Origin of the sequence: Photobacterium rosenbergii, assembly GCF_033022775.1 — a bacterium.
Lineage (GTDB): Bacteria > Pseudomonadota > Gammaproteobacteria > Enterobacterales > Vibrionaceae > Photobacterium > Photobacterium rosenbergii_A.
This window is the reverse complement of the sequence record NZ_JAWJZI010000012.1, coordinates 57,425-82,100: the sequence shown is the minus strand read 5'-3', so window position 1 is coordinate 82,100 and position 24,676 is coordinate 57,425. Positions and strand designations below refer to the sequence as shown.

24 protein-coding genes are annotated in these 24,676 nt (G+C 51.9%); 4 read left to right on the top strand and 20 right to left on the bottom strand.

The genetic code is table 11. The features are described from left to right. Positions 1 to 45: 45 nt before the first annotated feature. The 13 genes from R2X38_RS20615 to trmJ form a co-directional block, all read right to left on the bottom strand. The gene (locus tag R2X38_RS20615; RefSeq protein WP_317524236.1) at positions 46 to 1,167 is read right to left on the bottom strand and encodes a bifunctional tRNA (adenosine(37)-C2)-methyltransferase TrmG/ribosomal RNA large subunit methyltransferase RlmN; all 1,122 of its coding nucleotides are present in this window, start codon (positions 1,165 to 1,167) and stop codon (positions 46 to 48) included. 268 nt (positions 1,168 to 1,435) lie between these two features. Then, the gene (gene ndk, locus R2X38_RS20610; protein WP_317524235.1) at positions 1,436 to 1,864 is read right to left on the bottom strand and encodes a nucleoside-diphosphate kinase; all 429 of its coding nucleotides are present in this window, start codon (positions 1,862 to 1,864) and stop codon (positions 1,436 to 1,438) included. Between the two features lie 29 nt (positions 1,865 to 1,893). Further along, complete coding sequence (gene pepB / locus R2X38_RS20605; RefSeq protein WP_317524234.1) at positions 1,894 to 3,171, bottom strand: aminopeptidase PepB; 1,278 nt, start codon at positions 3,169 to 3,171, stop codon at positions 1,894 to 1,896. 57 nt (positions 3,172 to 3,228) lie between these two features. Continuing rightward, entirely contained in the window at positions 3,229 to 4,524 is a 1,296-nt protein-coding gene (pepB, locus tag R2X38_RS20600) for an aminopeptidase PepB (RefSeq protein ID WP_317524233.1), read from the bottom strand. A 378-nt stretch (positions 4,525 to 4,902) separates the two neighbouring features. Continuing rightward, a complete protein-coding gene (gene iscX / locus R2X38_RS20595) occupies positions 4,903 to 5,103 on the bottom strand; it encodes a Fe-S cluster assembly protein IscX (protein WP_187461661.1) in 201 nt (66 codons plus the stop codon). A gap of 130 nt (positions 5,104 to 5,233) precedes the next feature. Next, positions 5,234 to 5,572, bottom strand: coding sequence for an ISC system 2Fe-2S type ferredoxin (fdx, locus tag R2X38_RS20590; RefSeq protein ID WP_317524232.1), 339 nt, complete (start codon positions 5,570 to 5,572; stop codon positions 5,234 to 5,236). 2 nt (positions 5,573 to 5,574) lie between these two features. Further along, a complete protein-coding gene (gene hscA, locus R2X38_RS20585; RefSeq protein WP_317524231.1) occupies positions 5,575 to 7,425 on the bottom strand; it encodes a Fe-S protein assembly chaperone HscA in 1,851 nt (616 codons plus the stop codon). 38 nt (positions 7,426 to 7,463) lie between these two features. Continuing rightward, positions 7,464 to 7,979 carry a co-chaperone HscB gene (hscB, locus tag R2X38_RS20580; RefSeq protein WP_317524230.1) on the bottom strand — a complete coding sequence of 172 codons (516 nt, stop codon included), beginning with the start codon at positions 7,977 to 7,979 and terminating at the stop codon, positions 7,464 to 7,466. A gap of 94 nt (positions 7,980 to 8,073) precedes the next feature. Then, the gene (gene iscA, locus R2X38_RS20575) at positions 8,074 to 8,397 is read right to left on the bottom strand and encodes an iron-sulfur cluster assembly protein IscA (RefSeq protein ID WP_317524229.1); all 324 of its coding nucleotides are present in this window, start codon (positions 8,395 to 8,397) and stop codon (positions 8,074 to 8,076) included. An 18-nt stretch (positions 8,398 to 8,415) separates the two neighbouring features. Then, positions 8,416 to 8,799 carry a Fe-S cluster assembly scaffold IscU gene (iscU, locus tag R2X38_RS20570; protein WP_107301179.1) on the bottom strand — a complete coding sequence of 128 codons (384 nt, stop codon included), beginning with the start codon at positions 8,797 to 8,799 and terminating at the stop codon, positions 8,416 to 8,418. A gap of 33 nt (positions 8,800 to 8,832) precedes the next feature. Next, positions 8,833 to 10,047: an IscS subfamily cysteine desulfurase gene (locus tag R2X38_RS20565; protein WP_317524228.1), complete on the bottom strand. Its 1,215-nt coding sequence runs from the start codon at positions 10,045 to 10,047 to the stop codon at positions 8,833 to 8,835. Between the two features lie 31 nt (positions 10,048 to 10,078). After that, entirely contained in the window at positions 10,079 to 10,585 is a 507-nt protein-coding gene (gene iscR / locus R2X38_RS20560; RefSeq protein WP_317524227.1) for a Fe-S cluster assembly transcriptional regulator IscR, read from the bottom strand. Positions 10,586 to 10,697: 112 nt separating this feature from the next. Beyond that, positions 10,698 to 11,429, bottom strand: coding sequence for a tRNA (cytosine(32)/uridine(32)-2'-O)-methyltransferase TrmJ (gene trmJ, locus R2X38_RS20555; RefSeq protein ID WP_317524226.1), 732 nt, complete (start codon positions 11,427 to 11,429; stop codon positions 10,698 to 10,700). 242 nt (positions 11,430 to 11,671) lie between these two features. Between trmJ and suhB the strand changes: the two genes are divergently transcribed. Next, positions 11,672 to 12,472, top strand: a complete 801-nt coding sequence (gene suhB, locus R2X38_RS20550; RefSeq protein ID WP_317524225.1) for an inositol-1-monophosphatase — start codon at positions 11,672 to 11,674, stop codon at positions 12,470 to 12,472. 178 nt (positions 12,473 to 12,650) lie between these two features. Beyond that, complete coding sequence (locus tag R2X38_RS20545) at positions 12,651 to 15,038, top strand: DUF3772 domain-containing protein (RefSeq protein WP_317524224.1); 2,388 nt, start codon at positions 12,651 to 12,653, stop codon at positions 15,036 to 15,038. Positions 15,039 to 15,096: 58 nt separating this feature from the next. On the opposite strand, the gene secF is transcribed toward R2X38_RS20545, so the two are convergent. From secF to R2X38_RS20515, 6 genes are all read right to left on the bottom strand, one after another. Then, positions 15,097 to 16,044: a protein translocase subunit SecF gene (secF, locus tag R2X38_RS20540; RefSeq protein ID WP_317524223.1), complete on the bottom strand. Its 948-nt coding sequence runs from the start codon at positions 16,042 to 16,044 to the stop codon at positions 15,097 to 15,099. 12 nt (positions 16,045 to 16,056) lie between these two features. Then, positions 16,057 to 17,904 carry a protein translocase subunit SecD gene (secD, locus tag R2X38_RS20535; RefSeq protein WP_317524222.1) on the bottom strand — a complete coding sequence of 616 codons (1,848 nt, stop codon included), beginning with the start codon at positions 17,902 to 17,904 and terminating at the stop codon, positions 16,057 to 16,059. 23 nt (positions 17,905 to 17,927) lie between these two features. Beyond that, complete coding sequence (gene yajC, locus R2X38_RS20530) at positions 17,928 to 18,260, bottom strand: preprotein translocase subunit YajC (RefSeq protein ID WP_039469161.1); 333 nt, start codon at positions 18,258 to 18,260, stop codon at positions 17,928 to 17,930. Between the two features lie 16 nt (positions 18,261 to 18,276). Further along, complete coding sequence (gene tgt, locus R2X38_RS20525; RefSeq protein WP_039469158.1) at positions 18,277 to 19,407, bottom strand: tRNA guanosine(34) transglycosylase Tgt; 1,131 nt, start codon at positions 19,405 to 19,407, stop codon at positions 18,277 to 18,279. 267 nt (positions 19,408 to 19,674) lie between these two features. After that, positions 19,675 to 20,727 carry a tRNA preQ1(34) S-adenosylmethionine ribosyltransferase-isomerase QueA gene (gene queA, locus R2X38_RS20520; RefSeq protein ID WP_317524263.1) on the bottom strand — a complete coding sequence of 351 codons (1,053 nt, stop codon included), beginning with the start codon at positions 20,725 to 20,727 and terminating at the stop codon, positions 19,675 to 19,677. 72 nt (positions 20,728 to 20,799) lie between these two features. Next, on the bottom strand, positions 20,800 to 21,888 hold the full coding sequence (locus R2X38_RS20515; RefSeq protein WP_317524221.1) for a serine protease: 1,089 nt from the start codon (positions 21,886 to 21,888) through the stop codon (positions 20,800 to 20,802). A gap of 229 nt (positions 21,889 to 22,117) precedes the next feature. Here R2X38_RS20515 and R2X38_RS20510 point away from each other — a divergent pair, with 229 nt between their 5' ends. Both R2X38_RS20510 and R2X38_RS20505 read left to right on the top strand, forming a co-directional pair. After that, positions 22,118 to 22,576 carry a CBS domain-containing protein gene (locus R2X38_RS20510; RefSeq protein WP_317524220.1) on the top strand — a complete coding sequence of 153 codons (459 nt, stop codon included), beginning with the start codon at positions 22,118 to 22,120 and terminating at the stop codon, positions 22,574 to 22,576. Between the two features lie 48 nt (positions 22,577 to 22,624). Further along, a complete protein-coding gene (locus tag R2X38_RS20505) occupies positions 22,625 to 23,209 on the top strand; it encodes an ACP phosphodiesterase (RefSeq protein WP_317524219.1) in 585 nt (194 codons plus the stop codon). Positions 23,210 to 23,301: 92 nt separating this feature from the next. On the opposite strand, the gene aceA is transcribed toward R2X38_RS20505, so the two are convergent. Further along, positions 23,302 to 24,609 carry an isocitrate lyase gene (gene aceA / locus R2X38_RS20500; protein WP_317524218.1) on the bottom strand — a complete coding sequence of 436 codons (1,308 nt, stop codon included), beginning with the start codon at positions 24,607 to 24,609 and terminating at the stop codon, positions 23,302 to 23,304. Positions 24,610 to 24,676 lie beyond the last annotated feature (67 nt).

Sequence of the window (24,676 nt, the reverse complement as noted above, 5' to 3'; positions counted from 1 at the left end):
CAGTCAGGGCAAGCTTATCGCCTGCCCTGACTTGGTACTCGTCTATTAGACTGATTTTACCGGGATTTGTTCACCGTTTTGAGCTTTAGCTTGTGTGCGTTTCGTGCGGTCAATCACATCGCCCACCAATTGTCCGCAGGCTGCATCGATATCATCACCGCGGGTCTTACGTACCGTTACGGTAAAGTCGTACTCCATCAGGGTTTTCATGAAGCGATCGATACGCGAGTTACTTGGCTTATTGTACGGCGAGCCCGGGTAAGGGTTGAATGGGATCAGGTTGACTTTGGCCGGGGTATCTTTCAATGTTTCTGCCAACTGACGGGCATGCTCCATACCATCGTTGACGTGATCCAGCAGGATATACTCGACAGTCACTCGACCACGGTTGGCATTCGATGACGCAATATAGCGACGCACCGAGGCAAGGAAGTCATCAATGTTCCAGCGGTCGTTGATTGGCATGATTTCAGAGCGCAGTTCATCAGTCGGCGCGTGCAGAGAAATCGCCAGTGCCACATCGATATTGCCGGTCATCTGATCAAGGCCAGACACAACACCTGACGTTGATACTGTTACGCGGCGCTTTGAAAGGCCGAAACCCAGATCATCGAGCATGATTTCCAGTGCCGGGATCAGGTTCTTCATGTTAAGCAGTGGCTCACCCATGCCCATCATGACCACATTGGTAATTGGACGACGGCCGGTTTCTTTCTCGACACCGATCTCTTTGGCTGCACGCCAAACCTGACCAATGATTTCCGACACTCGCAGGTTACGGTTGAAGCCCTGCTGGGCCGTTGAGCAGAATTTACACTCCAGCGCACACCCCACCTGGGAAGAGACACACAAAGTCGCACGATCATCTTCTGGGATGTAAACCGTCTCTACATCCTGATCGCCCACCTTCATCGCCCACTTGATAGTACCATCAGAAGAGTGCTGCGCTTCCGACACATACGGCGCGCGGATTTCAGCAACTTGCTTGAGCTTTTCACGCAATTTCTTGTTGATGTTCGTCATCTGATCGAAATCATCACAACCGAAATGATAAATCCACTTCATGATCTGATCGGCACGGAAGGCTTTTTCGCCCAACTCCTCGGCAAAATACTTTCGCAGCCCCTTGCGATCAAAATCCAGCAGATTCGTTTTAACAGTTGTCATCGGTTGTTGCCTCTTTAAATTACGTGACGTTATCTGTGCCTTGGGCATACCATAGAGCGGTATACGACAGGACCTTTGAGTACCAAACGGTCAAGAGCGGCTTTCTTCCACCAGCTTGTTTATCAGTTTGGTTTTAAGGCGCGAAATTGTACAGGCTTTGGCAGTGAGATTCCACTTGTTCCCCGCAGGGGTATCAGCTTGCGTATAAATAAAAACGGGAAGCCTTCGCTTCCCGTTTCATTTTCACTGATTGATTGACTAGGCTGGCTTAGTCGCGAGGGCAGATCTCATCGTCTGCAAAGAAGTAAGCGATCTCACGCGCGGCGGATACTGGGCTATCTGCACCATGTACCGAGTTATGGCGCAGACTCAGGGCGTAATCGGCACGCAGGGTACCGCAAGCCGCTTCTTCCGGGTTCGTTTTGCCCATCAGTTCGCGGTAACGCACCACAGCGTTCTCACCTTCCAATACCTGTACCATTACAGGGCCTGAAGTCATAAACGCAACCAAGTCTTCAAAGAACGGCTTGCCTTCGTGCTCGGCATAAAAGCCCTTGGCTTTGTCGGCGTCCATGTGGATCATTTTGGCGGCGACTACACGAAGGCCCGCTTTTTCGATACGGTTGTAGATAGCACCAATCAAATTACGTTTAACGGCATCTGGCTTTACGATTGAGAATGTTCTTTCAATTGTCATTATTATATTTCCCCTCAGGCTTAAATCGTCTAAAGCAGCATCGCTGCTATGTTGGCAACACCTACTCCGGTTGCACCTGCCGCCCAGCGGGCATCGGCACTGTCACGGAAGCAAGCTGCCAAGTCAAAATGGACCCAGCCGCAGTTGTCGGTATCGACAAAGCGCGACAGGAAAGCGGCCGCATTGGATGCACCGCCCATACCGCCACCTTTCTGCACTCGGCTATTGGCGGTATCTGCGTAGTATGACGGGCAGTAAGACTGGTGCCAGGTTTCCAGCGGCAACGGCCAAGCCGGCTCGTTTACCAAATCAGACAGCTGCTGTGCCTTGAACACCAACTCCTTGTCTAGCCCGAACAACGCATTGTAGTCAGTACCCACTGCCATCATCGCAGCACCGGTCAATGTCGCGGCATCAATGATGAGTGGCGCTTTGGTTTCACTGGCTGCAATCAAACCATCGGCCAATACCAAACGGCCTTCGGCATCGGTATTGACGATTTCTACTGTCTGGCCATTCTTGTACGTTAACACATCACCCAGCTTGTAGGCATTTCCTGCTATCAGGTTTTCGGCACAACACAGGATCAACTTCACACGTTGGCGCAAACCTTGCTCGATAGCATACCCCAAGGCCGCCGTTACAGTGGCCGCACCACCCATATCGCACTTCATGGTGACCATGCTCGCACTTGGTTTGATGCTGTAACCGCCCGAGTCGAAGGTGATGCCCTTGCCGACTAGGCAAGCGGAGACCGGCGCATCGGCATCCCCCGTCGGGTTGAAGTCCACAGTCAGCATCACAGGCGGTCGGCTGCTGGCGCGGCCAACACTGTGGGTACCAATCCAGCCTTGCTCGGCTAATGCATCACCCATCACAATCTCATGGGAAAGAGCATCACCCGCAATCGCAGAGAGGAAAGATACCGCTTCATCGGCGAGCTTTTCAGGATACATATCTTCCGGTGTCGCGTTGACCACCTTACGCACCCAGTCTGCACTGCGGCGGCGGGCATTGAGCAATTCAAGCTCATCCTCGTCAATGGAGGCCCAGCGCAGCTCAACGTTGGCTTTTGGCGTGGCAAAGCCACAATAGAACGCCCATTGGCGCTCATAGCTCCAGCCTTCCCCTTCCAGGCTGGCAGCCGTGATCCCCTGAGACTGCAATTGGCGGGCAGCCTGCTGGATACGGCGCAGTGGGTAATCACCGCTAAAATGGATAACCGCGCCGTCGGCTTCATAGGCAACCAGCGCCTTGTCTCCCCAAACACCCTCATATTGGGCTGACGATAATAAAATTTTTAACATACTTTCTTCCTGAAAAAAGCTGCCGCCCTTGGGCGGCAGCGATGAGTCTTTTTAGTTTTAGTCTTGTTCGTGATCACACAGGATGTTGGCTAGAGTGCGCACACCCATACCCGTTGCACCGGCTGCCCATTTATCGTTGGCAGACTTGCGGTAGGTACCGCTGGCATCAATGTGCATCCAGCCATTCTGGTAATCTTCAACAAAGTAAGACAGGAACGCTGCAGCCGTGCTCGCGCCAGGCATGAAGTCACCCTGGGAGATATTGCTCAGATCGGCAAAGTTCGATGGCATCATGGCACGGTGGTCCTCCGCCAGCGGCAGCGGCCACAAGCCTTCGTTTTCATCACTTGCCGCCATCAGGGCTTTCTGGGCCAGACCATGATCGAAACTGAACAGCGCATGATAATCATTGCCCAGCGCATTCTTCGCCGCACCGGTTAGGGTCGCACAGTCGATGATCAGCTCTGGGTGTTGACTGCTGGCGTAGATCAGACCGTCCGCCAATACCAAACGGCCTTCTGCATCGGTGTTGAGTACTTCAACGGTTTTACCGTTCTTGTAGGTAATGATATCGCCCAGCTTGAAGGCGCGGCCTGATACCATGTTTTCCGCACAGCACAGGATCAGCTTGATACGCTTGTTGGTACCACGGGCAATTGCCAGTGCCAAAGCCCCTGTTGCCAGCGCAGAGCCACCCATATCCGCTTTCATCGCCGTCATGCCCGCCGATGGCTTCATGCTGTAACCGCCTGAGTCGAAGGTAATCCCCTTACCGACCAAGCAAGTGTGGACCGGCGCCTCGGCATTGCCCGTCGGGTTGTAGTCAAGACGCAGCATCGCGGGTGAACGCTCCGAGCCACGACCGACCGTATGGATACCGTTCCAGCCCTCATCCAGCAGATCGTTACCCTTGATGATTTTGTAAGTAACGTGCTCTGGGGCGAGGGACTTGATAAATTCCCCCGCACGAGCAGCAAGCTGCGATGGGCGAACCACTTCCGCCGACTGGTTGATGATCTCCCGTACCCAGTTGGTTGCCATCAGGCGTGCCTGAAGCTCGGCTTCGTCCGCTGCTGACAGGCCGTTCCAGCTGACTTCGTTACCCGGCTTGGCATTGCGGTGCCCTTGGATAAAGGCCCAAACACTTTCCAAATCCCAGCCTTCGCCAGCCAGCTCTACGACCTTGATACCTTGTGCATCCAGCTTGCGCCCCGCACGCTGCAAAGAAGGCAGCACATTTTCTTCTGTCAGGTGTACTACCGCACCATCAGCCTCGAAGGTTACCAGGGCATTATTGCCCCATTTTTCGTCAGCAGCTTCTGCAGACAGTCGTACACTCATTTTGGCAGACATGAAATTCTCCTTGGATTGTTGTTACCCCGCCAGTGACGGCGAAGTAACGAGATGAGATAGGGCGTGCCTAACGCCTGAATACCTTATCCTGCATGCATTTGGATAACAAATGAATGACAATGGCGTTACCCGTTATAACAGAATTAATTGGGGCGGATTTTAGCATTACAAGGGGTTTCACAACGATTTCAGCACGTTCCGAGCCATCCCCCCCACAAAGGGCGGACAAAGTAGTTGAAAGTATGGCCTGACAGCCAGTTTTCAGAATTTATCTTACTCTGCCTGGGTTGCAGCCAAGAAACAAGCTGTTTACAACGAGACTAAGAGCAAGATCATAAGGCGGGGATTTAATAGAAAGGAAAAAAACAGCCCAGATACTCAGTCCGCTTCTTCGATCCAGTACATCTGCACCGCTTCCAGCACCCGCTCGCTACAATGTTTCGGATCATCGTCAAAATCATCCAGTGCCAAAATCCACTCTCTTAGATCGGTAAAGCGGATCTTCTCCGGATCAACATCCGGGTGCAGCTCGGACAGCTCGATAGCCAAATCCCGTGAATCTATCCATTTCAAGCCCATAACACTCTCCTCTTGTTTATGCCTCTAGCCTCTAGCCTCTAGCCTCTAGCCTTATTAGTGTAGCCAACGACCATTGATTACCCGGTGTAAAAAAGCCCCGATGGTTTTCACCATCGGGGCTTTGGACATCTTAGTGGTTTTCCGATGCCAGGTTCAGGGTGTACTTCGGAATTTCCACCACCAAATCTTCATCGGTAACCTTGGCCTGGCAACTCAAACGCGATTCAGGCTCCAGTCCCCATGCCTTATCCAGCATGTCATCTTCGAGTTCATCACTCTCTTCAAGTGAATCAAAGCCTTCACGCACGATACAGTGACACGTGGTACACGCACAGGATTTTTCACACGCATGTTCAATGCCAATACCGTTGCGCAGTGCCACATCAAGAATGGTTTCGCCTTCTTGCGCTTCTAGCACTGCCCCTTCCGGGCAAAGCTCATCATGGGGTAATACAACAATTTTAGGCATGCCTAAACCTCATCAATCGACTGGCCAGCCAGGGCACGGCGGATAGACTGATCCATCCGGCGTGATGCAAATTCCTGACTTGCCTTATCTGTTTTCTTAATTCCAGCTTCAATCGCGTGCGGATCTGTGCCCTGACGCAATTGAACCAGTTCCATCATAACGGCTTCCAGCTCGTCGCGCTCTTCTTTGCTCAGTAGGGTCTCGCCATCCTGAGCCAGCGCTGCAATCAACCCTTCCAGCACGCGGTCCGCTTCCACTTGTTGCTCGGCAAGGGCGCGGGCGTCTTTATCGTCCTGGGCAAAGGTCATTGAATCGCGGATCATCGTTGCAATTTCATCATCGGTCAGGCCGTATGATGGCTTGACCTGGATAGAAGATTGCACACCGCTACTCTTTTCCATCGCAGTTACAGACAACAAACCGTCTGCATCCACTTGGTATGTAACACGAATATGCGCTGCACCTGCGGCCATCGCCGGAATACCGCGCAAGGTAAAGCGTGCCAGTGAACGGCAGTCACTCACCATTTCACGTTCGCCCTGCACCACATGGACTGACATAGCCGTCTGACCATCTTTGAAAGTGGTGAACTCCTGGGCGCGGGCGACAGGAATCGTGGTGTTGCGCGGGATGATTTTCTCGATCATTCCACCCATGGTCTCGATACCCAGCGACAACGGGATCACATCCAGCAGCAGCATATCAGCATCTGGCTTGTTACCAGCAAGGATATCAGCCTGAATAGCCGCACCAATTGCCACCACCTGATCCGGGTCGATAGACGTCAATGGCTGTTTGCCGAAGTAGTTGCCAACCATTTCACGCACCAGTGGTACGCGGGTCGAACCACCCACCATGACAGTTTCGATAACGTCCTCCGCGCTGACGTCAGCATCTTTCAATGCGCGACGGCATGCCATCAGCGTCTTTTTCACCAAAGGTTGGATCAAGGCATCGAACTGCTCACGGAATACCTTACCCTGCCAGCCAAGTACATCAACCGAGACTTCATCGGCATCTGACAGCGCTTCTTTGGCCGCCTGGGCAGCGTCTTGCAGCTTACGCTGGGCAATCGCATCACGCTCGGAGATACCGGCTTGCTCGGCAATCCAATCCGCCAGCAGGTGATCAAAGTCATCGCCGCCGAGGGCAGAGTCGCCACCGGTTGCCATCACTTCAAACACACCTTTCGACAGGCGAAGAATAGAGATATCAAATGTACCGCCGCCCAAGTCATACACAGCGATCACGCCTTCCTGGCCTGAATCCAGACCATAAGCAATCGCTGCCGCCGTTGGCTCGTTAAGTAGGCGCAGAACATTGAGGTTCGCCAGCTTCGCCGCGTCTTTGGTGCCCGCACGCTGGGCATCGTCAAAATAGGCAGGGACTGTGATCACCACGCCTTCCAGCTCTCCACCTAGGGTGTCCTGCGCGCGCTGGTTAAGGGTCTTGAGGATTTCAGCCGACACCTGAACCGGGTTAACCTCACCACCACGGGTGATCAGCTGAGGCAAACCGTTGTCCGTTGCGCTGAACTGATATGGCATCTGCGGATAGCGAGCTTGGATATCCGCCAGTGAGCGGCCCATCATACGCTTAACAGAAATAATGCTATTAGCCGGATCCTGCTGGGCGATATCGCGGGCTTCACGGCCAACGACCACTGAGTCTTCGCTGTAGTGAACCGCCGATGGCAATATCGCACGGCCTTGGTCATCTTTCAGGGTTTCCGGAACGCCGCTGCGTACTGCAGCCACGAGAGAGTTTGTAGTGCCCAGATCAATGCCCACCGCCAATTTGTGTTGGTGCGGCGCAGCGCTTTGACCGGGTTCAGCAATCTGTAACAGTGCCATTTTCGTTCCTGTGGTGTTTTTACCGGGCTTGGATCAAATCAATCAAGCAGGCTATCTTCCAAGCGCTCGACTTCTTCACGCAGCTTAACAATAAATTTCAGCTTGCGCACGGCGTCAGCCGCCACTTCCCAGTTTTCATCAACAAGTAATTGCTCAAGCTCAACCAGCTGTGCTTTGTACAGGGTTGAGGCGTGCTGTTCAAAATCAAACAACGCGCTTTGTGGATCACTCGACTCCGGGATCTCCTCCAGCTCTTCACGCAACTCCATCTGTTGCATCAAGAAGGCAGGATCCTGCAACGTCTTCTGCTCGCCACGGATATCCACGCCGTTAACCGACAGCATGTACTCTGCACGGGAGATAGGGTTTTTCAACGTCTGGAAGGCATCGTTGATCTGCGCAGCTTTCTGTACCGCCATTAAGCGGTCACGCTCGGAAGCCGTCGCAAAGTTATCAGGGTGGAAATGGCGCTGCAGTTCGCGGAACTGGGTTGCAAGAAGGCTACCGTCCAGCTGAAACTGAAAAGGTAGCCCAAAGAGTTCGAAATGATTCATATCGCGTGAGTTTCTGTAAAGACCGAGTCTAAAAATAACTGAACCTGATCCTCCCTCGACTCAAGGCAGCAATCAGGTCCAATTGGCTCAGCGATTATACGTTGAAGCTTTCACCACAGCCGCATTCGCTGGATACGTTCGGGTTGTTGAATTTGAAGCCTTCGTTGAGACCTTCTTTGGCGAAGTCCAACTCAGTACCATCTAGATATACCATGCTCTTGGCATCGATGATGATCTTCACTCCTTTTTCTTCGAAGATCTGATCGCCTTCATCTAGCTGGTCAACAAATTCCAGTACATAGGCCATTCCCGAACAGCCTGAAGTCCGAACACCCAGCCGAAGGCCGATGCCTTTTCCTCGGTTTTCTAGGAAAGATGCTACGCGACTCGCTGCCGCTTCAGTAATCGTTATGGCCATACAACAACCCTTAGAGAATTAATCTTCGTGTTTCTTCTTGTAATCGCTAACTGCTGCTTTAATTGCGTCTTCCGCAAGAATTGAGCAGTGAACTTTTACAGGTGGAAGCTCAAGTTCTTCAGCAATCGCTGAGTTCTTGATGCTAGCAGCTTCGTCCAGCGTCTTGCCCTTCACCCACTCAGTAATTAGTGAGCTTGATGCAATCGCAGAACCACAGCCGTACGTCTTGAACTTGGCATCTTCGATGATACCTTCTTCAGTCACTTTGATCTGAAGTTTCATTACGTCACCGCAGGCAGGTGCTCCCACCATGCCGCTACCTACATTTTTGTCGCTTTTATCAAATGAGCCTACGTTACGCGGGTTCTCATAATGATCGATAACTTTTTCACTATATGCCATGACAGTTTCCTCGAATACGTGATGACCGCAAGATTAGTGGTGTGCCCACTCGACCGTGTTCAGGTCAATACCTTCTTTATACATATCCCAAAGCGGAGACATGTCACGTAGTTTCTCTACCGCACCGCGGATCTGTGAAACTGCGTAGTCTACTTCTTCTTCCGTCGTGAAGCGACCGAAAGAGAAGCGAATTGAGCTGTGTGCCAGTTCGTCGTCCAAACCAAGGGCACGAAGCACATAAGATGGCTCCAGGCTGGCAGAGGTACATGCCGAACCCGATGATACTGCAAGGTCTTTCAGAGCCATCAGTAGCGATTCGCCCTCAACGAAGGCAAAGCTGATATTCAGGTTGTTTGGTACGCGCTGCTCCAAATCACCGTTGATGGTCATTGCCTCGATGCCTTCAAGGCCTTTTAGCATACGCTCGCGCAGGGCAAGGGCGTGCTGGTAATCTTTGTCCATCTCTTGTTTGGCGATACGGAATGCTTCACCCATACCCACAATCTGGTGAGTCGCTAAGGTACCAGAGCGGAAACCACGCTCGTGACCACCACCGTGCATCTGAGCTTCTAGGCGGATACGCGGCTTACGACGAACGTAAAGGGCACCGATACCTTTAGGACCATAAATTTTGTGCGCAGAAAGAGAAATCAGGTCGATTTTCATTTCTTGAACATCGATTGGCAACTTGCCCGCCGACTGGGCAGCATCAACGTGGAAGATCACTTTCTTCTCACGGCATAGCTCACCAATAGCGGCGATGTCCTGGATAACACCGATTTCATTGTTCACGTGCATGATTGACACCAATACTGTGTCTTCACGCATTGCGTCCCGCAATTTGGCCATATCGATAATGCCATTAGCTTCCGGCTCAAGGTAAGTTACCTCGTAGCCTTCACGCTCTAGCTGGCGGCATGGATCAAGAACCGCTTTGTGTTCTGTTTTACAGGTAATCACGTGCTTGCCCTTCTTACCGTAGAAGTGGGCTGCACCTTTGATAGCCAGGTTGTCTGACTCGGTCGCACCTGAAGTAAATACGATTTCACGCGGGTCTGCGTTTAGCAATTCCGCAATTTGCTCGCGCGCAGTGTCAACCGCTTCTTCAGCCTGCCAACCGAAACGGTGAGAACGTGATGCTGGGTTACCGAAGTTCCCATCCATAGTCATGCACTGCATCATCTTTTCGGCAACGCGAGGATCTACTGGGCAAGTAGCAGAGTAATCAAAATATATTGGCAGTTTCATCTTCATCTCCGAAAACACGGACGTCTAGTCTCTAGGAGCGAACATCGACACCGATTGAGGTGTTGTCGTGTGTGTTTTTATGTCCAAATGACGCCTTGGTTAGGATCTGATCTTGGCGATCAGAAATTTCTTGTACGTCATTGTCTTGCATCAACTCACCAAGAGTGATGTTGTTCAAAAAGCCGCTGATACGGGAGCTCAAGTCACGCCATAGCGTGTGTGTCAGGCAACGCACGCCACCTTGACAGTCTCCTTTGCCGTGACACTTAGTCGCATCTACGGATTCATCGACGGCTGCGATCACCATGCCAACAGCAATATGGTTGGCATCTTCGCCGAGGCGATATCCCCCGCCCGGTCCACGAACACTGGCAACCAAACCAGCCTTGCGCAGGCGAGAGAACAACTGTTCTAGATAGGATAATGAGATCCCCTGACGCTCTGAAATATCAGCCAGAGGAACCGGACCATCCTGAGAGTGCAAAGCCACGTCTAACATGGCCGTGACTGCGTATCTTCCTTTTGATGTCAATCTCATAACACACCGCTACCCACGTTTGTTTATGAGGGGAGTGTCGCATACCTGACTAAAACGGTCAAGTATTTACCCGACTGTTTTAGTCAGGCTTTTAACCATTAAGAGTTTGTGTCTATTTCTCTGGGCGAGAGAGTGATTTTTCTATTGAAGAAAGGATACCACGCAAAATATTCAGCTCCTGTGACTCCGGTCTTGCTCGGGAAAACAGGCGACGCATCTTACTCATTACCATCGATGGCTTGTCTTTACTGATAAAGTTGGTCTTGGTCGCCACATTTTCAAGGTGCTGGTAGAACATTTCCAGCTCCTTCATTCGCGGATATTCCTCAACCGGCTGTGGCGATTGGAATTTCTCAGAGTCCAAATAAGCCATGCGAATTTCATAGCTCACCGTCTGCACTGCCATCGCCAAATTCAGCGAGCTATATTCAGGGTTAGCCGGAATATACACATGGCAGTGACAGCGCTGTAATTCTTCATTGGTTAGGCCGGTGCGTTCACGGCCGAACAGAATAGCGACATTATGGGAAGGTGCTTCGGCAATGGTTTTGATCCCGCACTCGCGGGGATCCAACTGCGGCCACTCCAGCGTACGAGAGCGGGCGCTAGAGCCGACCACCAAGCCACAATCGGCAATAGCCTCATCAAGGCTAGATACAATTTTTGCTTGCTCAACGATATCGGATGCACCCGCCGCCAGCGCATGGGTTGTTTCATCTATTTCACAGGCTGGGTCAACTAAAACCAAGTTGGTTAGTCCCATCACTTTCATTGCCCGGGCAGCAGAACCAATATTGCCAGGGTGAGAAGTACCCACGAGAACGACACTGACTTTATCTAACATAGGAGGTGCAACTTTCAACTCTATCAATCGAACCGAAGGATTTTAACACAGGCATTTTAAAAATGGTGAAAACATGTAAAAACTTTATACCAATAACGTTTTGTTCCTCACCGAATGGGCAATTTCTCACCGCCCCGGCACCGCCTGCCTGCACGAATAAAAAATAACCACTTCCCTTTTGTCCTAGCTCTGATATACTCGCCGCCGCTTTTTAGTTCTTTAACATCCGTTGGGAAGATCCTATGCATCCTATGCTGAATATTGCCATTCGTGCTGCACGAAAGGCTGGTGACCATGTCATTAAATCTCTAGAAAAATCGCAAGCTATTGAAGTAGCTAACAAAGGCAATGATGTTGTTACTAACATCGATAACGAAGCTGAAGCTATCATTATCGACACTATCCGCAAATCTTACCCTGATCACTGCATCATTGCAGCGGAGAGCGGTACGATTGAAGGCAAGGACAAAGAATGCCAGTGGATCATCGACCCAGTGGATGGCACCAAGAACTTCGTTCGTGGTTACCCTCACTACGCAATCTCTGTTGCACTACGTATGCGCGGCCGCACTGAAGTGGCAGCAGTTTACGACCCAGCACGCAACGAGCTTTTCACTGCAACTCGTGGCGCAGGTGCGCAGCTTAACAGCCAGCGTATCCGTTCATCTCAGCCGCGTGATCTAACTGGTACGACTCTGGCTACTGGCCTACCGTTTGCTGCCAAGCAGCACTCTGAAAGCTTCATCAAAATCCAGAGCGCTCTATTTGTAGAGTGTGACGATATGCGTATGTCTGGCTGTGCAGCCCTAGACCTATGCTACCTAGCGGCTGGCCGTGTTGACGGTGTATTCCGCCTAGGCCTGAAGCCTTGGGAAATTGCAGCGGGTGAGCTAATCGCTCGCGAAGCAGGTGCTATCTGCGCTGACTTCACTGGCAACACTAACCACCTTGTGACTGGCAACATCGTTGCTGGTAACGCACGCGTGGTTAAGCCACTGCTAAGCAAAATCCGTGAACACGGTAGCGAAGCACTAGCGAAATAATTTTCGCTAATATAAAAACATTAAACGCCCCGGTGACGAAAGTCACCGGGGCGTTGTTGTTTCTGGCCTATTCACTCCCCCAGCCAAGCAACCAGCCGGCTTTTGGCATATCCTGAAAAAGCCAGCTCTCTTCGCCCGAGAGGACGATAATAACAAGCCGCTCACCCGAGGAGCCACTATGTATACGATCCAGCTGTCGCCAATTCAGCCACGGATGTACCTGCTCACCGTTGGGATGCTACTCCTCGCACTTGCGTTGCTCCCCCGGTGGGCCAGTGCCGCCGACGTCAACCAGCAGGAGCCCTTTCGTACTTGGGACCAAACGGCCCGTGAAGCAGAGCGTTTACTGCGGGGGGAGAGCACCACCAGCGGGCAACTCGAGGTGCTTCGCAAGGCGCTCGCCGAGCAGCGCGAACAAGCTTACAAAATTGCGACCTATCAAGATGTCGAAGTTCGAACCCTAGAGGCCCAGCTTGATGCCCTCGGCCCGCCCCCTAAAGAAGGGGAAAGTGAAGCCCCCCTAAAAGCCCAGCGCAGAGAGGAGCTGGAGCAGTCTCTGGCCAACGCCAGCCGCCCTAGTGTGTACGCCAGGGGAGCCTATGAGCGTATCAATCTCCTGATCGGGGAGATTGACTCGAGGATCAGGGAAAATACAGCGCAAAGGTGGCTGGTCAAAAGCCCCTCCCCGCTTTCGCCGGCACGCTGGACAACCGCCAGCAGCGAACTCAGCAGCTACTTTTCGTCCGTTAATCAGGAACTCAGCCGCGTACTGGATGACAAGGAAAAAAAGCACCACTTCGTTTCCGTCCTTCCGCTGTCGCTGGCCCTATTGATCCTAGCGGTGCTCAACCTCACCTGGCTTCAGCCCAAAGTGCTTGAGCATCTCGAGGGGCATATCCAGCATATGGCAAGCAAAGGGGTGTCATTACTGTTAAGTATGTCCGCCACTTTCTTCTATCTACTGTTTCCACTGCTCAGCATGGCCGCCGCTGTTATTGCCATCAGGGTCCTGGAGTTAAGGCTTGCCTCAATGCACAGCACTCTGAGTATTTGGCCAGCCCTGGTCGGTTTCTTGGTCATCAGTCACTGGCTGGGGTTTCTCATGTTTCGGCCAGCAACACCCAACAAGCGGATCATTACCTGCGATGACAAACAGGCGGCGCTCGGGCTTCGGTTCTGCTTGTCGCTGGGAGGGTTCCTGTGCCTGATCTCCCTGATAGGCACCTTCAGCCTCGATTTCCGATTCAGCCCAGCATCGATTGCCGTTTACACTCTGCCGTGCATTCTGCTGGGCAGCTTGATGATGTGGAGCCTAGCAAGGGTGCTCCGCAAGGCGATCCAGCAGCACCCTGCCGATCAGGGAGAAGGGCAAGCCAATACCGCCAGCAAGGGAGTACTCGGCACGCTGATCCTCCTCATGAAAGCCTCCAGCATCCTTAGTGTTATCTTCGTCGCGCTAGGCTACGATAACCTCGCTCGCCAGGCGATTATCCCAATGGTGATGTCTATCGGGGTCATTGCGCTGGCTATTGTGATGTACTACGGCCTGCTTTCCGTACTATTTCGCTTTTCCACCCTAAGCGAAGAGCAGAAGCAGAACCAGCCGGGCTTGTTGCCCTTCATCTTGATCACCCTGATCGGCATTGCCATCATACCTCTGCTCGCCCTGACCTGGGGAGCGAGAATGACCGATATTGTCGAGGTCTGGCGCTTGCTCTCCGAAGGCATTTCGCTCGGTGAAGCGCGGTTGTCTCTGAACGTTATTCTGACCCTGTTCGTCGTTTTGCTCACGGGGATCGTTCTCACCCGCTGGCTGCAGCATGTCCTTAGGTATTCGGTGCTGCCAAAAACCCGTATCGACATCGGGGCCAGCACCGCACTGGTGACCGGGATCGGCTATATCGGCTATACCCTGTCAGCACTGGTGGCGATTTCAGCTGCCGGGATCAACCTGTCGAGCCTGGCTGTTGTGGCCGGCGCCCTTTCCGTCGGGATCGGATTTGGCTTGCAGACCATAGTGTCGAACTTTGTCTCGGGGATCATCTTGCTGGTGGAGCGGCCGATCAAGGAAGGGGACTGGATCGAGGTATCTGGCTATTCGGGTTTTGTCAAAAAGGTCGCCGTGCGCTCAACTCGTATCGAAACCTTCGATTTGCACGACGTCGTGATCCCCAACTCGGATCTCATCGCCGGCACGGTCAAGAACATGACGCTCCACAACAGCCACGGCCGGTTGGTCGTCCCGGTCGGTGTCGCGTATGGCAGCGATCTCAATACCGTCAAAGCGGTGTTGACCGAAGCCGCCGTTGGACACTCTCGGGTACTGGACTACCCCGAGCCCATGGTCATTTTCACTGAAATGGGCGACAGTGCGCTGCTTTTCGAACTGCGCTGCTTTATTGACGATGTCCGGCAGGTGTTTATCATCCGGTCTGATCTGCTATTCGAGATATACGAGCAGCTCACCGCCCGGGGAGTAACCATTCCCTTCCCGCAGAGGGATCTGCATATCAAGGACTTGTCGGGGCTGGCAGCGACACCCGAGCAGCCCAAACAGGCACCTTGAGCACCAGCAAAAAAAATCCGGGCCAGGCCCGGATTTTTTCGTTCAAGCGATGGATGCCTTACGGCATGGCATCAAACTCTTCACCTTCTTTGTCCACTTGCGGCGGCATCAAGTGCTCACGGGCAATGCCCAGTTTCAACGCTAGTGCCGAAGCTACGTAGATAGACGAGTAAGTACCAACGGTGATACCGATCAGCAAGGCTGCGGCAAAACCGTGGATCATACTGCCGCCTTTCAAGAACAGGGCAATAACCACGAACAATGTCGTTGCCGAGGTGATCAGGGTACGGCTCAGGGTCTGGGTAATAGAGTTGTTCATCACCTCTACCGCATCGCCCTTACGCATCTTGCGGAAATTCTCACGGATACGGTCGAAGACCACGATGGTATCGTTGAGCGAGTAACCGACAACGGTCAGCAGGGCTGCCACGATAGTCAGGTCAATCTCAATCTGGGTAAACGAGAAGATACCGATAGTGATAATAACGTCGTGAGCCAGTGCCAGTACCGCACCTGCCGCCAAACGCCATTCGAATCGCATTGAAACGTACAGCAAGATACAGATCAGCGAGACCAAGATAGCCAAGCCACCCGCTTCTGCCAGTTCATCACCCACATTCGGGCCAACGAACTCGATACGACGCATTTCAACATCCTGGCCAGTACCCGCTCGCAGTGCATCGATGATCTGGTTACCCAGTTTCTCACCCTGTGCATCTTCGCGCGGCTGGAGACGAACCATGACGTCACGTGCCGTGCCAAAGTTCTGCACAATGGCATCACCAAAGCCCGCCCCTTCCAACGACTCACGGATCAGCACCAGATCAGCAGGCTGTTCAAAGCCCACTTCAATCAGGGTACCACCGGTGAAGTCCAAGCCCCAGTTCAGTTTCTGGGTCGTCACAGTACCGATTGCAGCGATAATCATAATGATCGAAAGGACAAATGCGCCTTTCGACCAGCGCATAAAGTCGATCGCCTTATCCGCTTTCATTATCTGAAACATGTCAGCGTCTCCTTAGATCGACAGTTTATCGACGCGCTTACCGCCGTAAACCAGGTTAACCAGTGCACGGGTACCGATGATAGCCGTGAACATGGACGTCAAAATACCAATTGATAGCGTAACAGCGAAGCCTTTTATCGCGCCCGTACCTACTGCAAACAGGATAATTGCGGTGATAAGGGTCGTGATGTTGGCATCGGCAATGGTGCTAAATGCATTGGCGTAGCCCTGCTGAATCGCATGCTGCGGGCTGCGGCCCTCGCGAAGCTCTTCACGGATACGTTCGAAGATCAGTACGTTGGCATCAACCGCCATACCGACTGTCAGAACGATACCGGCAATACCCGGCAGGGTCATCGTCGCACCCGGGATCATCGACATCACACCGATAATCAATACCAGGTTCATCAGCAGTGCCATGTTGGCAAACAAACCGAAACGGCGGTAGTAAACCAAGGTAAACAGCATTACTGCAACCATACCCCAAATCATCGCCTGGATACCCATGTCGATGTTCTGCTGACCCATAGATGGACCAATGGTACGCTCTTCAACGATTGAGATAGGTGCAATCAGAGCACCGGCACGCAGTAGCAACGCCAGGTTGTGGGCTTCAGCCTGCGAATCAATACCGGTAATGCGGAAGTTACGGCCAAGGGCAGTCTGGATAGTCGCCTGGTTAATCACTTCTTCGTGTTTTTCCAGGATGACTTTACCGCTCTCATCACGATCACCGCTGTCTTTATACTCGGTAAAGACCGTCGCCATCAGCTTGCCCACGTTGTTACGCGAGAAGGCTGTCATTTTGCTGCCGCCTTCGCTGTCGAGCGAAATGTTGACCTGAGGACGACCGTATTCATCGGCACTGGAGCTTGCATCAGTAATGTGAGAACCAGAAAGGATCACACGTTTCTTCAGTACGACAGGACGATTATCACGGGTGAACTTCACTTCGCTGCCCGGTGGTACACGGCCAGATGCTGCTGCCGCCAGGTCAGCCGAGTTATCCACTTCGCGGAATTCAAGGGTTGCTGTTGCACCCAGGATTTCCTTGGCGCGGGCTGTATCCTGTACACCCGGTAGCTGAACCACGATACGGTTAGCACCCTGGCGCTGAACCAATGGCTCGGCAACACCCAGTTCGTTAACACGGTTACGCAGGATAGTGATGTTTTGGTCAACCGCATAGTTGCGGATTTCCTGCAGTCGGGCATCGGTAAATGTCGCTGTTAGCAGGAAGCCGCTAGTGGTATCGATAAACTGCATATCAGGGTGAAGACGCTGCAGTTCGCGCTTGGCTTCATCAAGCTGCTCTGCATTACGCAGACGAACTTCAACCGCTTCATCGGTCTTGCTGATCGCGCGGTAACGAATCTTCGCTTCACGCAACTCAGTACGGAACGTTTCTTCCTGCTGACCCAGCAATTTATCCATTGCTGCGTCCATGTCTACTTCCATCAAGAAATGCACACCGCCACGCAGATCAAGACCCAGTTTCATAGGGTTCGCGCCGATGGATTCAAGCCAGGCCGGAGTAGAAGGGGCAAGGTTAAGGGCTACGATGAAATCATCGCCAAGCTGGTCGTTAAGAATATCGCGAGCACTAATTTGGGTGTTAGTGTCGTTAAAGCGGACCAGGACAGTACCGTTTTCGAAAGCGACTGATTTATATGAGATTTGATTTTGTTCTAAATCTTCGGTGACGGCATCCAGCGTGGACATATCTGCCGAGGCGCCACGCGCCCCGGAGATTTGAATTGCTGGATCTTCGCCGTAAACATTGGGAAGCGCATAAAGCAAACCGATCAGTAGTGCGAACACTACCATCAGGTTCTTCCACAAGGGATAACGGTTTAGCACTGCTACGATCCTTTAAGCGAATTTTATAGAGACTTCATTGTGCCTTTTGGCAGAACGGCAGTAACGAAGTCTTTCTTGATAGTCACTTCAGTTGTGTCGTTCAGCGCGATAACAATGTAGTCGTTTTCTTCAGAAACCTTAGAGATTTTACCTACAAGGCCACCGTTGGTCAGCACTTCGTCACCTTTGCCCATCGAGGACATAAGGTTCTTGTGCTCTTTCACACGTTTTGCCTGTGGGCGGTAAATCATGAAGTAGAAGATTACGGCAAAAAGGCCAAGCATGATGAATAGCTGCATGCCGCCGCCCTGTGGTGCACCTTCAGCTGCTGCGTGTGCTTGAGAAATCAGACTCATTTACTAACGTCCTCGATTATTTGTTGTCATTTAATGGTGGAACTTCACGGTTACGACGTGCGTAGAATTCCTCTACGAACACATCGAAACGATCTTCTTCAATCGCCTTGCGGATACTTTCCATCAAACGCTGGTAGTAACGCAAGTTGTGGATTGTGTTAAGACGCGCACCCAGGATTTCATTACATTTATCCAGGTGGTACAGATACGCCTTCGAATAGTTGCGACAAGTGTAACAGTCACAGTGCGGATCGAGAGGGGTTGTATCCGTTTTATGTTTCGCATTACGGATCTTGATCACACCTCCGGTCACAAACAGGTGGCCATTTCGGGCATTTCGAGTCGGCATGACGCAGTCGAACATGTCGATACCGCGACGTACGCCTTCAACCAAGTCTTCTGGCTTACCCACACCCATCAGGTAACGCGGCTTGTCTTCAGGTAGCTGAGGACAAGTGTGCTCAAGTACGCGGTGCATATCTTCTTTCGGCTCACCGACTGCCAGACCACCTACCGCATAGCCGTCAAAGCCGATTTTGGTCAGGCCTTCAACAGAAACATCGCGCAAGTCTTCATATACACTACCTTGGACGATACCGAATAGCGCATTTTTGTTACCAAGTTTGTCAAAGTGGTTGCGGCTACGCTGAGCCCAGCGCAGTGACATCTCCATCGACTTCTTCGCTTCGTCGTGCGTCGCAGGGTATGGCGTACACTCATCGAAGATCATCACGACGTCTGAACCCAGGTCTTTCTGGATTTCCATCGACTTCTCTGCGTCCATGAAAATCTTGTCGCCGTTCACAGGGTTACGGAAGTGAACACCCTCTTCGGTGATCTTACGGATATCACCCAAGCTGAATACCTGGAAACCGCCTGAATCAGTCAGGATCGGGCCTTGCCACTGCATGAAGTCGTGCAGATCGCCATGCATTTTCATTACTTCTTGGCCAGGACGCAGCCACAGGTGGAAGGTATTACCCAACAGGATTTGCGCACCGGTTTCTTTCACTTCTTCCGGTGTCATGCCTTTAACGGTACCGTAAGTACCAACTGGCATGAAGGCAGGGGTTTCTACCGTGCCACGCTCAAACTGCAGACGGCCACGACGGGCACGTCCCTGGGTTTTATCTAATTCAAATTTCACAAAGCCTCCAACAGCCAGAGAAACAATCTGACATCAACACCCCCATCCTGCTAAGGTCAGGGGCACAACGATGGCACCAACAGGCAATACGCCCTTGATGCCCAATATCACCTGCCAACGTGTTGGCAGGTTTTCCACTCCGCCCTAAAGCCTAGTGGAAGAATTTGTCATCGTCTGATCTAAATTAGCCAGAGATGAAAAACAGAAAGGCCGCATTTTAGCAAATGCAGCCTTAAGTAACACTGACTTCGTCAATGAAACGTATGATTACGCGGTTTTACGGGTAATAAACATCGAGTCGCCATAGCTGAAGAAACGGTATTTATTTTCAACAGCTTGCTTGTATGCGTTCATGGTATGCTCGTAACCAGCAAACGCACTCACCAGCATGATCAGGGTTGATTCCGGCAAGTGGAAGTTGGTGATCAAGACATCAATCAGCTGGTATTCATAACCCGGGTAGATAAAGATTTCGGTATCACCAAAAAACGGCTTCAGCTCGGTTCCCTTCTGCTTGGCATCCTGAGCGGCACTTTCCAGCGAACGCACTGACGTCGTCCCCACTGCAATCACGCGCTTACCGTTGGCTTTGGTTTCGTTGATCGCTGTGACCACTTCCTCTGGAACTTCGACATACTCGGCATGCATGTGGTGATCGTTGATATTATCCACACGAACTGGCTGGAAGGTACCTGCGCCAACATGAAGGGTCACAAAAGCAAAATTGACACCTTTTGCTTTCAGGTCAGCCATCAGCTCATCGTCAAAGTGCAAGCCCGCCGTCGGCGCAGCCACCGCACCCGGCTTGGCGTTATATACCGTTTGGTAACGCTCTTTATCGGAATCTTCATCTGGGCGGTCGATATATGGCGGAAGCGGCATATGGCCAACTTCTTCAAGGATCTCCAATACCGTTTTATCGCTGTTGAAGCGGATTTCGAACAATGCATCGTGGCGGGCAACCATTTCGGCTTGGTACTCGTCGTTTTCGCCGAGGAACAGCTCATTACCCGGCTTCGGTGATTTTGACGCACGCACATGGGCAAGGATGCTCTTGTCATCCAGCATGCGCTCAACCAACACTTCCATCTTACCGCCGGAAGCTTTGCGGCCGAACAGGCGCGCTGGGATCACTCGGGTATTGTTGAATACCAACAAGTCACCCGGCTCTACCAGATCCAATACATCTTTGAAGCCTTTGTGCGCCAACTCACCAGTATTACCGGTCAGCTGCAGCAAGCGGCTAGCAGTACGCTGAGGTTGCGGGTAGCGAGCGATCAGCTCATCAGGAAGGTCAAAGTCAAAATCAGAAACTTGCATCATTAGGGCCCTAAATTACAGCAGGCAGCTAGTATAGGCTGCCACACTGCAATATCAAGCAAAGATCATCTGCTAGGCGACTCCACGGCGACGTAACCACATCACTATAGTCAGAAGAAGTGTCCCCATCATTCCGAGAGCTCCCCCACTGCTACTACTGTTGCCTCCCACTGCAACAGATTGGCCACCCTCAACCTCAGCACCAATCCCATCATAATTCGCAAGGAAAGGATCAACCGAAAACTCCGATGCCGCCTGCGTCAAGAATGCCGACCCTATTTCACCTGCTAGCCAGCCAGTCTGGCTGGCAACTTCCGAGTAGACACCAGGTAGGCGCCCCGCACAACCTTCGCCAAAGCTAACCAAGCCGACCAAACGCAAGCCAAAGTCACTGTCAGCTGCCCGCTGAGGATCCTGCCATACCAAAGGGCCGCCTGAGTCACCGAAGCAACTGTCTCGTCCTAATGTTGGCGACACCGAGCCGGCACACAAATAAATGCCGTATTCGCTGCTATTGATATTACTGCCCCACATGGAATCACAGATAGTGTCAGGCACACCCGATAATAAGGTCTGCTGCAACCGGGTCGCCCCCGAACTTGAGTCATTGGCATCGGTACTGCCCCAGCCTGATACCAATAGGTTAGGCTGACGCTCGCCGTCAGTTACCCAGCCATTGGCAAAGGCCTGATCGGCGCGTTGCTGCTCACTCTCTGAGGCCAGACGGATCGGCAGAGCAGCATCAGGCAAGGTGCTGGATAATTTTAAGATGGCAATATCATTGGCAAAGCGCGATGAGTTGTAGTTGGGATGGAGAATAATGTCACTGACTGCCACAGAGTTGAGTAAGCCCGCACTGAAGATACTGGTGATGCCAGCCCATACTTTGACATTTTCGGGCCTAGCGGTTTCGGAACCATTACGCATGCAATGGGCCGCGGTAATAACCACATCTTTACTGATCACCACCCCACCACAAATGAAAGTCCTTTCCTGCGTGCCCTCACCAAAGGTCATATTGAGGTAAGCCTGCCAAGGAATTTCATTGGTCCCGGATTCAATCCCGCCAATAATTTTGGCCTGGGGGACAGGATCATCACTGTGAGCATAGAATGGTAACCACATCGCCCAAGACAGCAAAATAAACAGCAGCTTACGCATTGACTCATTCCTCTACGGCATCATTTCAATGAGTATACGACACATTCTTAAATTTAACTCATGAGAAACATCTGAGACACAGTTAAATAACTTGCAAGTTCTTTGACTGGCGTCATAGGTCATGACGGTAAGATTGGCTACATTCATAGAAGAAGCAGAAAAAGGATACCGAGAAGCCCGCAATAGTGGGCAATAACAACAAATAACGCACCGTTATTGAGGAGGCTTTATGTTTACCGTTGCCGATATGATGACGCCCCACCCCCATACCTTGACCGCATCGCACACCTTGGCGGATGCCAAGCGACTCATGGCCAAGCATCATATTCACCATGTCCCTATCACCGACAAAGACAACCACCTGGTTGGCCTTGTAAGCCAGCGGGATATCCTCTCCGCCCAAGAGTCTAGCCTTGAGCAAATCTCCAAGAGCTCTTTCATCTCCGCCTTGGATATTCCCCTTGAGCAAACCATGCACCGTAACTTGATGAGTGTTGACCCGACCGCGGGGCTAAAAGAAGCAGCGCTCTATATGCAAAAGCACCAAATTGGCTGTTTGCCTATTGTCGACCACAATAAGTTAGTGGGGATCATCACCGATACCGACTTTGTCTCTATCGCCATTAATTTATTGGAGCTACAAGAAGAGGTCGAACCGCTTGAAAACGACACTCAATCAACCTACTGAAATTATCATCAAGCCTGCGCCAGAAAGCACAGACGCTATTGTTAACGCATGAACTTTCTGGCCCATCTCCACCTCGCCCAGCAATGCAACAGTCATCTCGCAGGCAACCTGGTTGCCGATTTCGTCAGGGGTGATCCCTACCGGCAATTTAGCAAAGACATCGCTGATGGGATCAAACTCCACCGGTTTGTCGACAGTTATATCGATGCCATGCCGGAGGTGAAACAATGTAGGCAATTGTTTGGGTCAGATACCCGCAGAGTCAGCGGAATTGCCCTCGATATGGTCTGGGATCACTTCCTGGCCCGCCATTGGCAACAATTCCACCCCCACTCCCTGAGCGACTTTGTCAACACAGCCCGAAATGAGGTTGAGCCATACCAGCAAAATATGCCTGAATCCTACCTGCTTATGATGAACCGAATGTGGCAGCAAAACTGGCTTTTGCAATACCAGTACCCCGAAACATTAGAAACTGCGCTAGTTAGGATGGCCAGCCGTCGCCCTCGGCTCCACCAGCTAGCCCATACGCCGGCAGTGCTTATGGCGAACTACGACCAACTAAAGCACCAATTCTTTTTGATTTACCCGCAAGTCGAACAGGCAGCAAAACGTTTTCAACCAAGCCCTTAAAAACCACCCGAATGCAAACAAAAAAAGAGCGCCACAAAGGCGCTCAAAATAAAAAAGGTTATAACAAATACTAGGAGGTTTTGGTTTATGGGTTATTTGAACTGATCTTCCTCGGTCGAGCCTGTCAGTGCGGTGACCGACGAGTTACCGCCTTGGATAGTGTTGGTCATCTTATCGAAGTAACCGGTACCCACTTCCTGCTGGTGAGCCACGAAGGTATACCCTTTTTCAGCCGCTTCGAACTCTGGACGCTGGACTTTCTCAACATAATGGCGCATCCCTTCACCCTGGGCATAAGAGTGGGCCAGCTCGAACATGTTGAACCACATGTTATGGATACCTGCTAGGGTAATGAACTGGTACTTGTAGCCCATGTCCGACAGTTCTTGCTGGAATTTGGCAATGGTTTCGGCGTCCAGGTTCTTCTCCCAGTTGAAAGATGGCGAGCAGTTGTAGGCCAACAGCTGGTCAGGGTACTGGGCATGGATAGCCTCAGCGAACTTACGCGCCTCTTCAAGGCACGGGGTCGCCGTTTCACACCAAATCAAATCAGCATATGGTGCATAAGCAAGGCCACGTGCAATCGCCTGATCGATACCGGCACGTACGCGGTAGAAGCCTTCCTGAGTGCGGTCACCGACAATAAAGTCTTTATCGTATGGGTCGCAGTCTGAAGTCAGCAGATCCGCAGCATTGGCATCGGTACGGGCAATCACCAAAGTCGTCGTACCTGCCACATCCGCCGCCAAGCGGGCTGCGACCAGCTTCTGCACCGCTTCTTGGGTAGGCACCAGCACTTTACCGCCCATGTGACCACACTTCTTGACCGACGCTAGCTGATCTTCGAAGTGCACACCTGCCGCACCGGCATCAATCATATTGCGCATCAGCTCGTAGGCATTGAGCACCCCGCCAAAACCCGCTTCCGCATCGGCAACGATTGGCAGGAAGTAATCAATCCCTTCTTCTGGAGAGCTACCGGTTGACCACTGGATCTGGTCGGCACGGCGGAACGAGTTGTTGATACGCTTGACCACAGCGGGTACCGAATCTACCGGGTAAAGTGACTGGTCCGGATACATGCTCGACGCTGTGTTGTTATCGGCGGCAACCTGCCAACCTGATAGATAAATGGCTTCAATGCCCGCCTTGGCCTGCTGCACCGCCTGGCCACCAGTCAGTGCGCCCAAACAGTTGACGTAGCCTTTCTTGGCACTGCCGTTAACCAAATCCCACAACTTATCCGCACCACGCTGGGCGATGGTATTGGCTGGGGCAAACGAGCCGCGTAGGTTAATGACCTCTTCCGCGGTATAGGTACGCTTTACATGCTTCCAACGTGGGTTTTCCGCCCAATCTTTTTCCAATGCTTCGATTTGTTGCTGGCGAGTCAATGTCATAATGATGTCCCTCGTTTCATTTGGCGATAATCCGCATCACATATTGTTATTGGTAAACTGACTTTTT

Excerpts from the sequence above, each read along its gene's own strand:
- R2X38_RS20615 (WP_317524236.1), bottom strand. The coding sequence starts at position 1,167 with ATGACAACTGTTAAAACGAATCTGCTGGATTTTGATCGCAAGGGGCTG.
- ndk (WP_317524235.1), bottom strand. The coding sequence starts at position 1,864 with ATGACAATTGAAAGAACATTCTCAATCGTAAAGCCAGATGCCGTTAAA.
- pepB (WP_317524234.1), bottom strand. The coding sequence starts at position 3,171 with ATGTTAAAAATTTTATTATCGTCAGCCCAATATGAGGGTGTTTGGGGA.
- pepB (WP_317524233.1), bottom strand. The coding sequence starts at position 4,524 with ATGTCTGCCAAAATGAGTGTACGACTGTCTGCAGAAGCTGCTGACGAA.
- iscX (WP_187461661.1), bottom strand. The coding sequence starts at position 5,103 with ATGGGCTTGAAATGGATAGATTCACGGGATTTGGCTATCGAGCTGTCC.
- fdx (WP_317524232.1), bottom strand. The coding sequence starts at position 5,572 with ATGCCTAAAATTGTTGTATTACCCCATGATGAGCTTTGCCCGGAAGGG.
- hscA (WP_317524231.1), bottom strand. The coding sequence starts at position 7,425 with ATGGCACTGTTACAGATTGCTGAACCCGGTCAAAGCGCTGCGCCGCAC.
- hscB (WP_317524230.1), bottom strand. The coding sequence starts at position 7,979 with ATGAATCATTTCGAACTCTTTGGGCTACCTTTTCAGTTTCAGCTGGAC.
- iscA (WP_317524229.1), bottom strand. The coding sequence starts at position 8,397 with ATGGCCATAACGATTACTGAAGCGGCAGCGAGTCGCGTAGCATCTTTC.
- iscU (WP_107301179.1), bottom strand. The coding sequence starts at position 8,799 with ATGGCATATAGTGAAAAAGTTATCGATCATTATGAGAACCCGCGTAAC.
- R2X38_RS20565 (WP_317524228.1), bottom strand. The coding sequence starts at position 10,047 with ATGAAACTGCCAATATATTTTGATTACTCTGCTACTTGCCCAGTAGAT.
- iscR (WP_317524227.1), bottom strand. The coding sequence starts at position 10,585 with ATGAGATTGACATCAAAAGGAAGATACGCAGTCACGGCCATGTTAGAC.
- trmJ (WP_317524226.1), bottom strand. The coding sequence starts at position 11,429 with ATGTTAGATAAAGTCAGTGTCGTTCTCGTGGGTACTTCTCACCCTGGC.
- suhB (WP_317524225.1), top strand. The coding sequence starts at position 11,672 with ATGCATCCTATGCTGAATATTGCCATTCGTGCTGCACGAAAGGCTGGT.
- R2X38_RS20545 (WP_317524224.1), top strand. The coding sequence starts at position 12,651 with ATGTATACGATCCAGCTGTCGCCAATTCAGCCACGGATGTACCTGCTC.
- secF (WP_317524223.1), bottom strand. The coding sequence starts at position 16,044 with ATGTTTCAGATAATGAAAGCGGATAAGGCGATCGACTTTATGCGCTGG.
- yajC (WP_039469161.1), bottom strand. The coding sequence starts at position 18,260 with ATGAGTCTGATTTCTCAAGCACACGCAGCAGCTGAAGGTGCACCACAG.
- queA (WP_317524263.1), bottom strand. The coding sequence starts at position 20,727 with ATGCAAGTTTCTGATTTTGACTTTGACCTTCCTGATGAGCTGATCGCT.
- R2X38_RS20515 (WP_317524221.1), bottom strand. The coding sequence starts at position 21,888 with ATGCGTAAGCTGCTGTTTATTTTGCTGTCTTGGGCGATGTGGTTACCA.
- R2X38_RS20510 (WP_317524220.1), top strand. The coding sequence starts at position 22,118 with ATGTTTACCGTTGCCGATATGATGACGCCCCACCCCCATACCTTGACC.
- R2X38_RS20505 (WP_317524219.1), top strand. The coding sequence starts at position 22,625 with ATGAACTTTCTGGCCCATCTCCACCTCGCCCAGCAATGCAACAGTCAT.
- aceA (WP_317524218.1), bottom strand. The coding sequence starts at position 24,609 with ATGACATTGACTCGCCAGCAACAAATCGAAGCATTGGAAAAAGATTGG.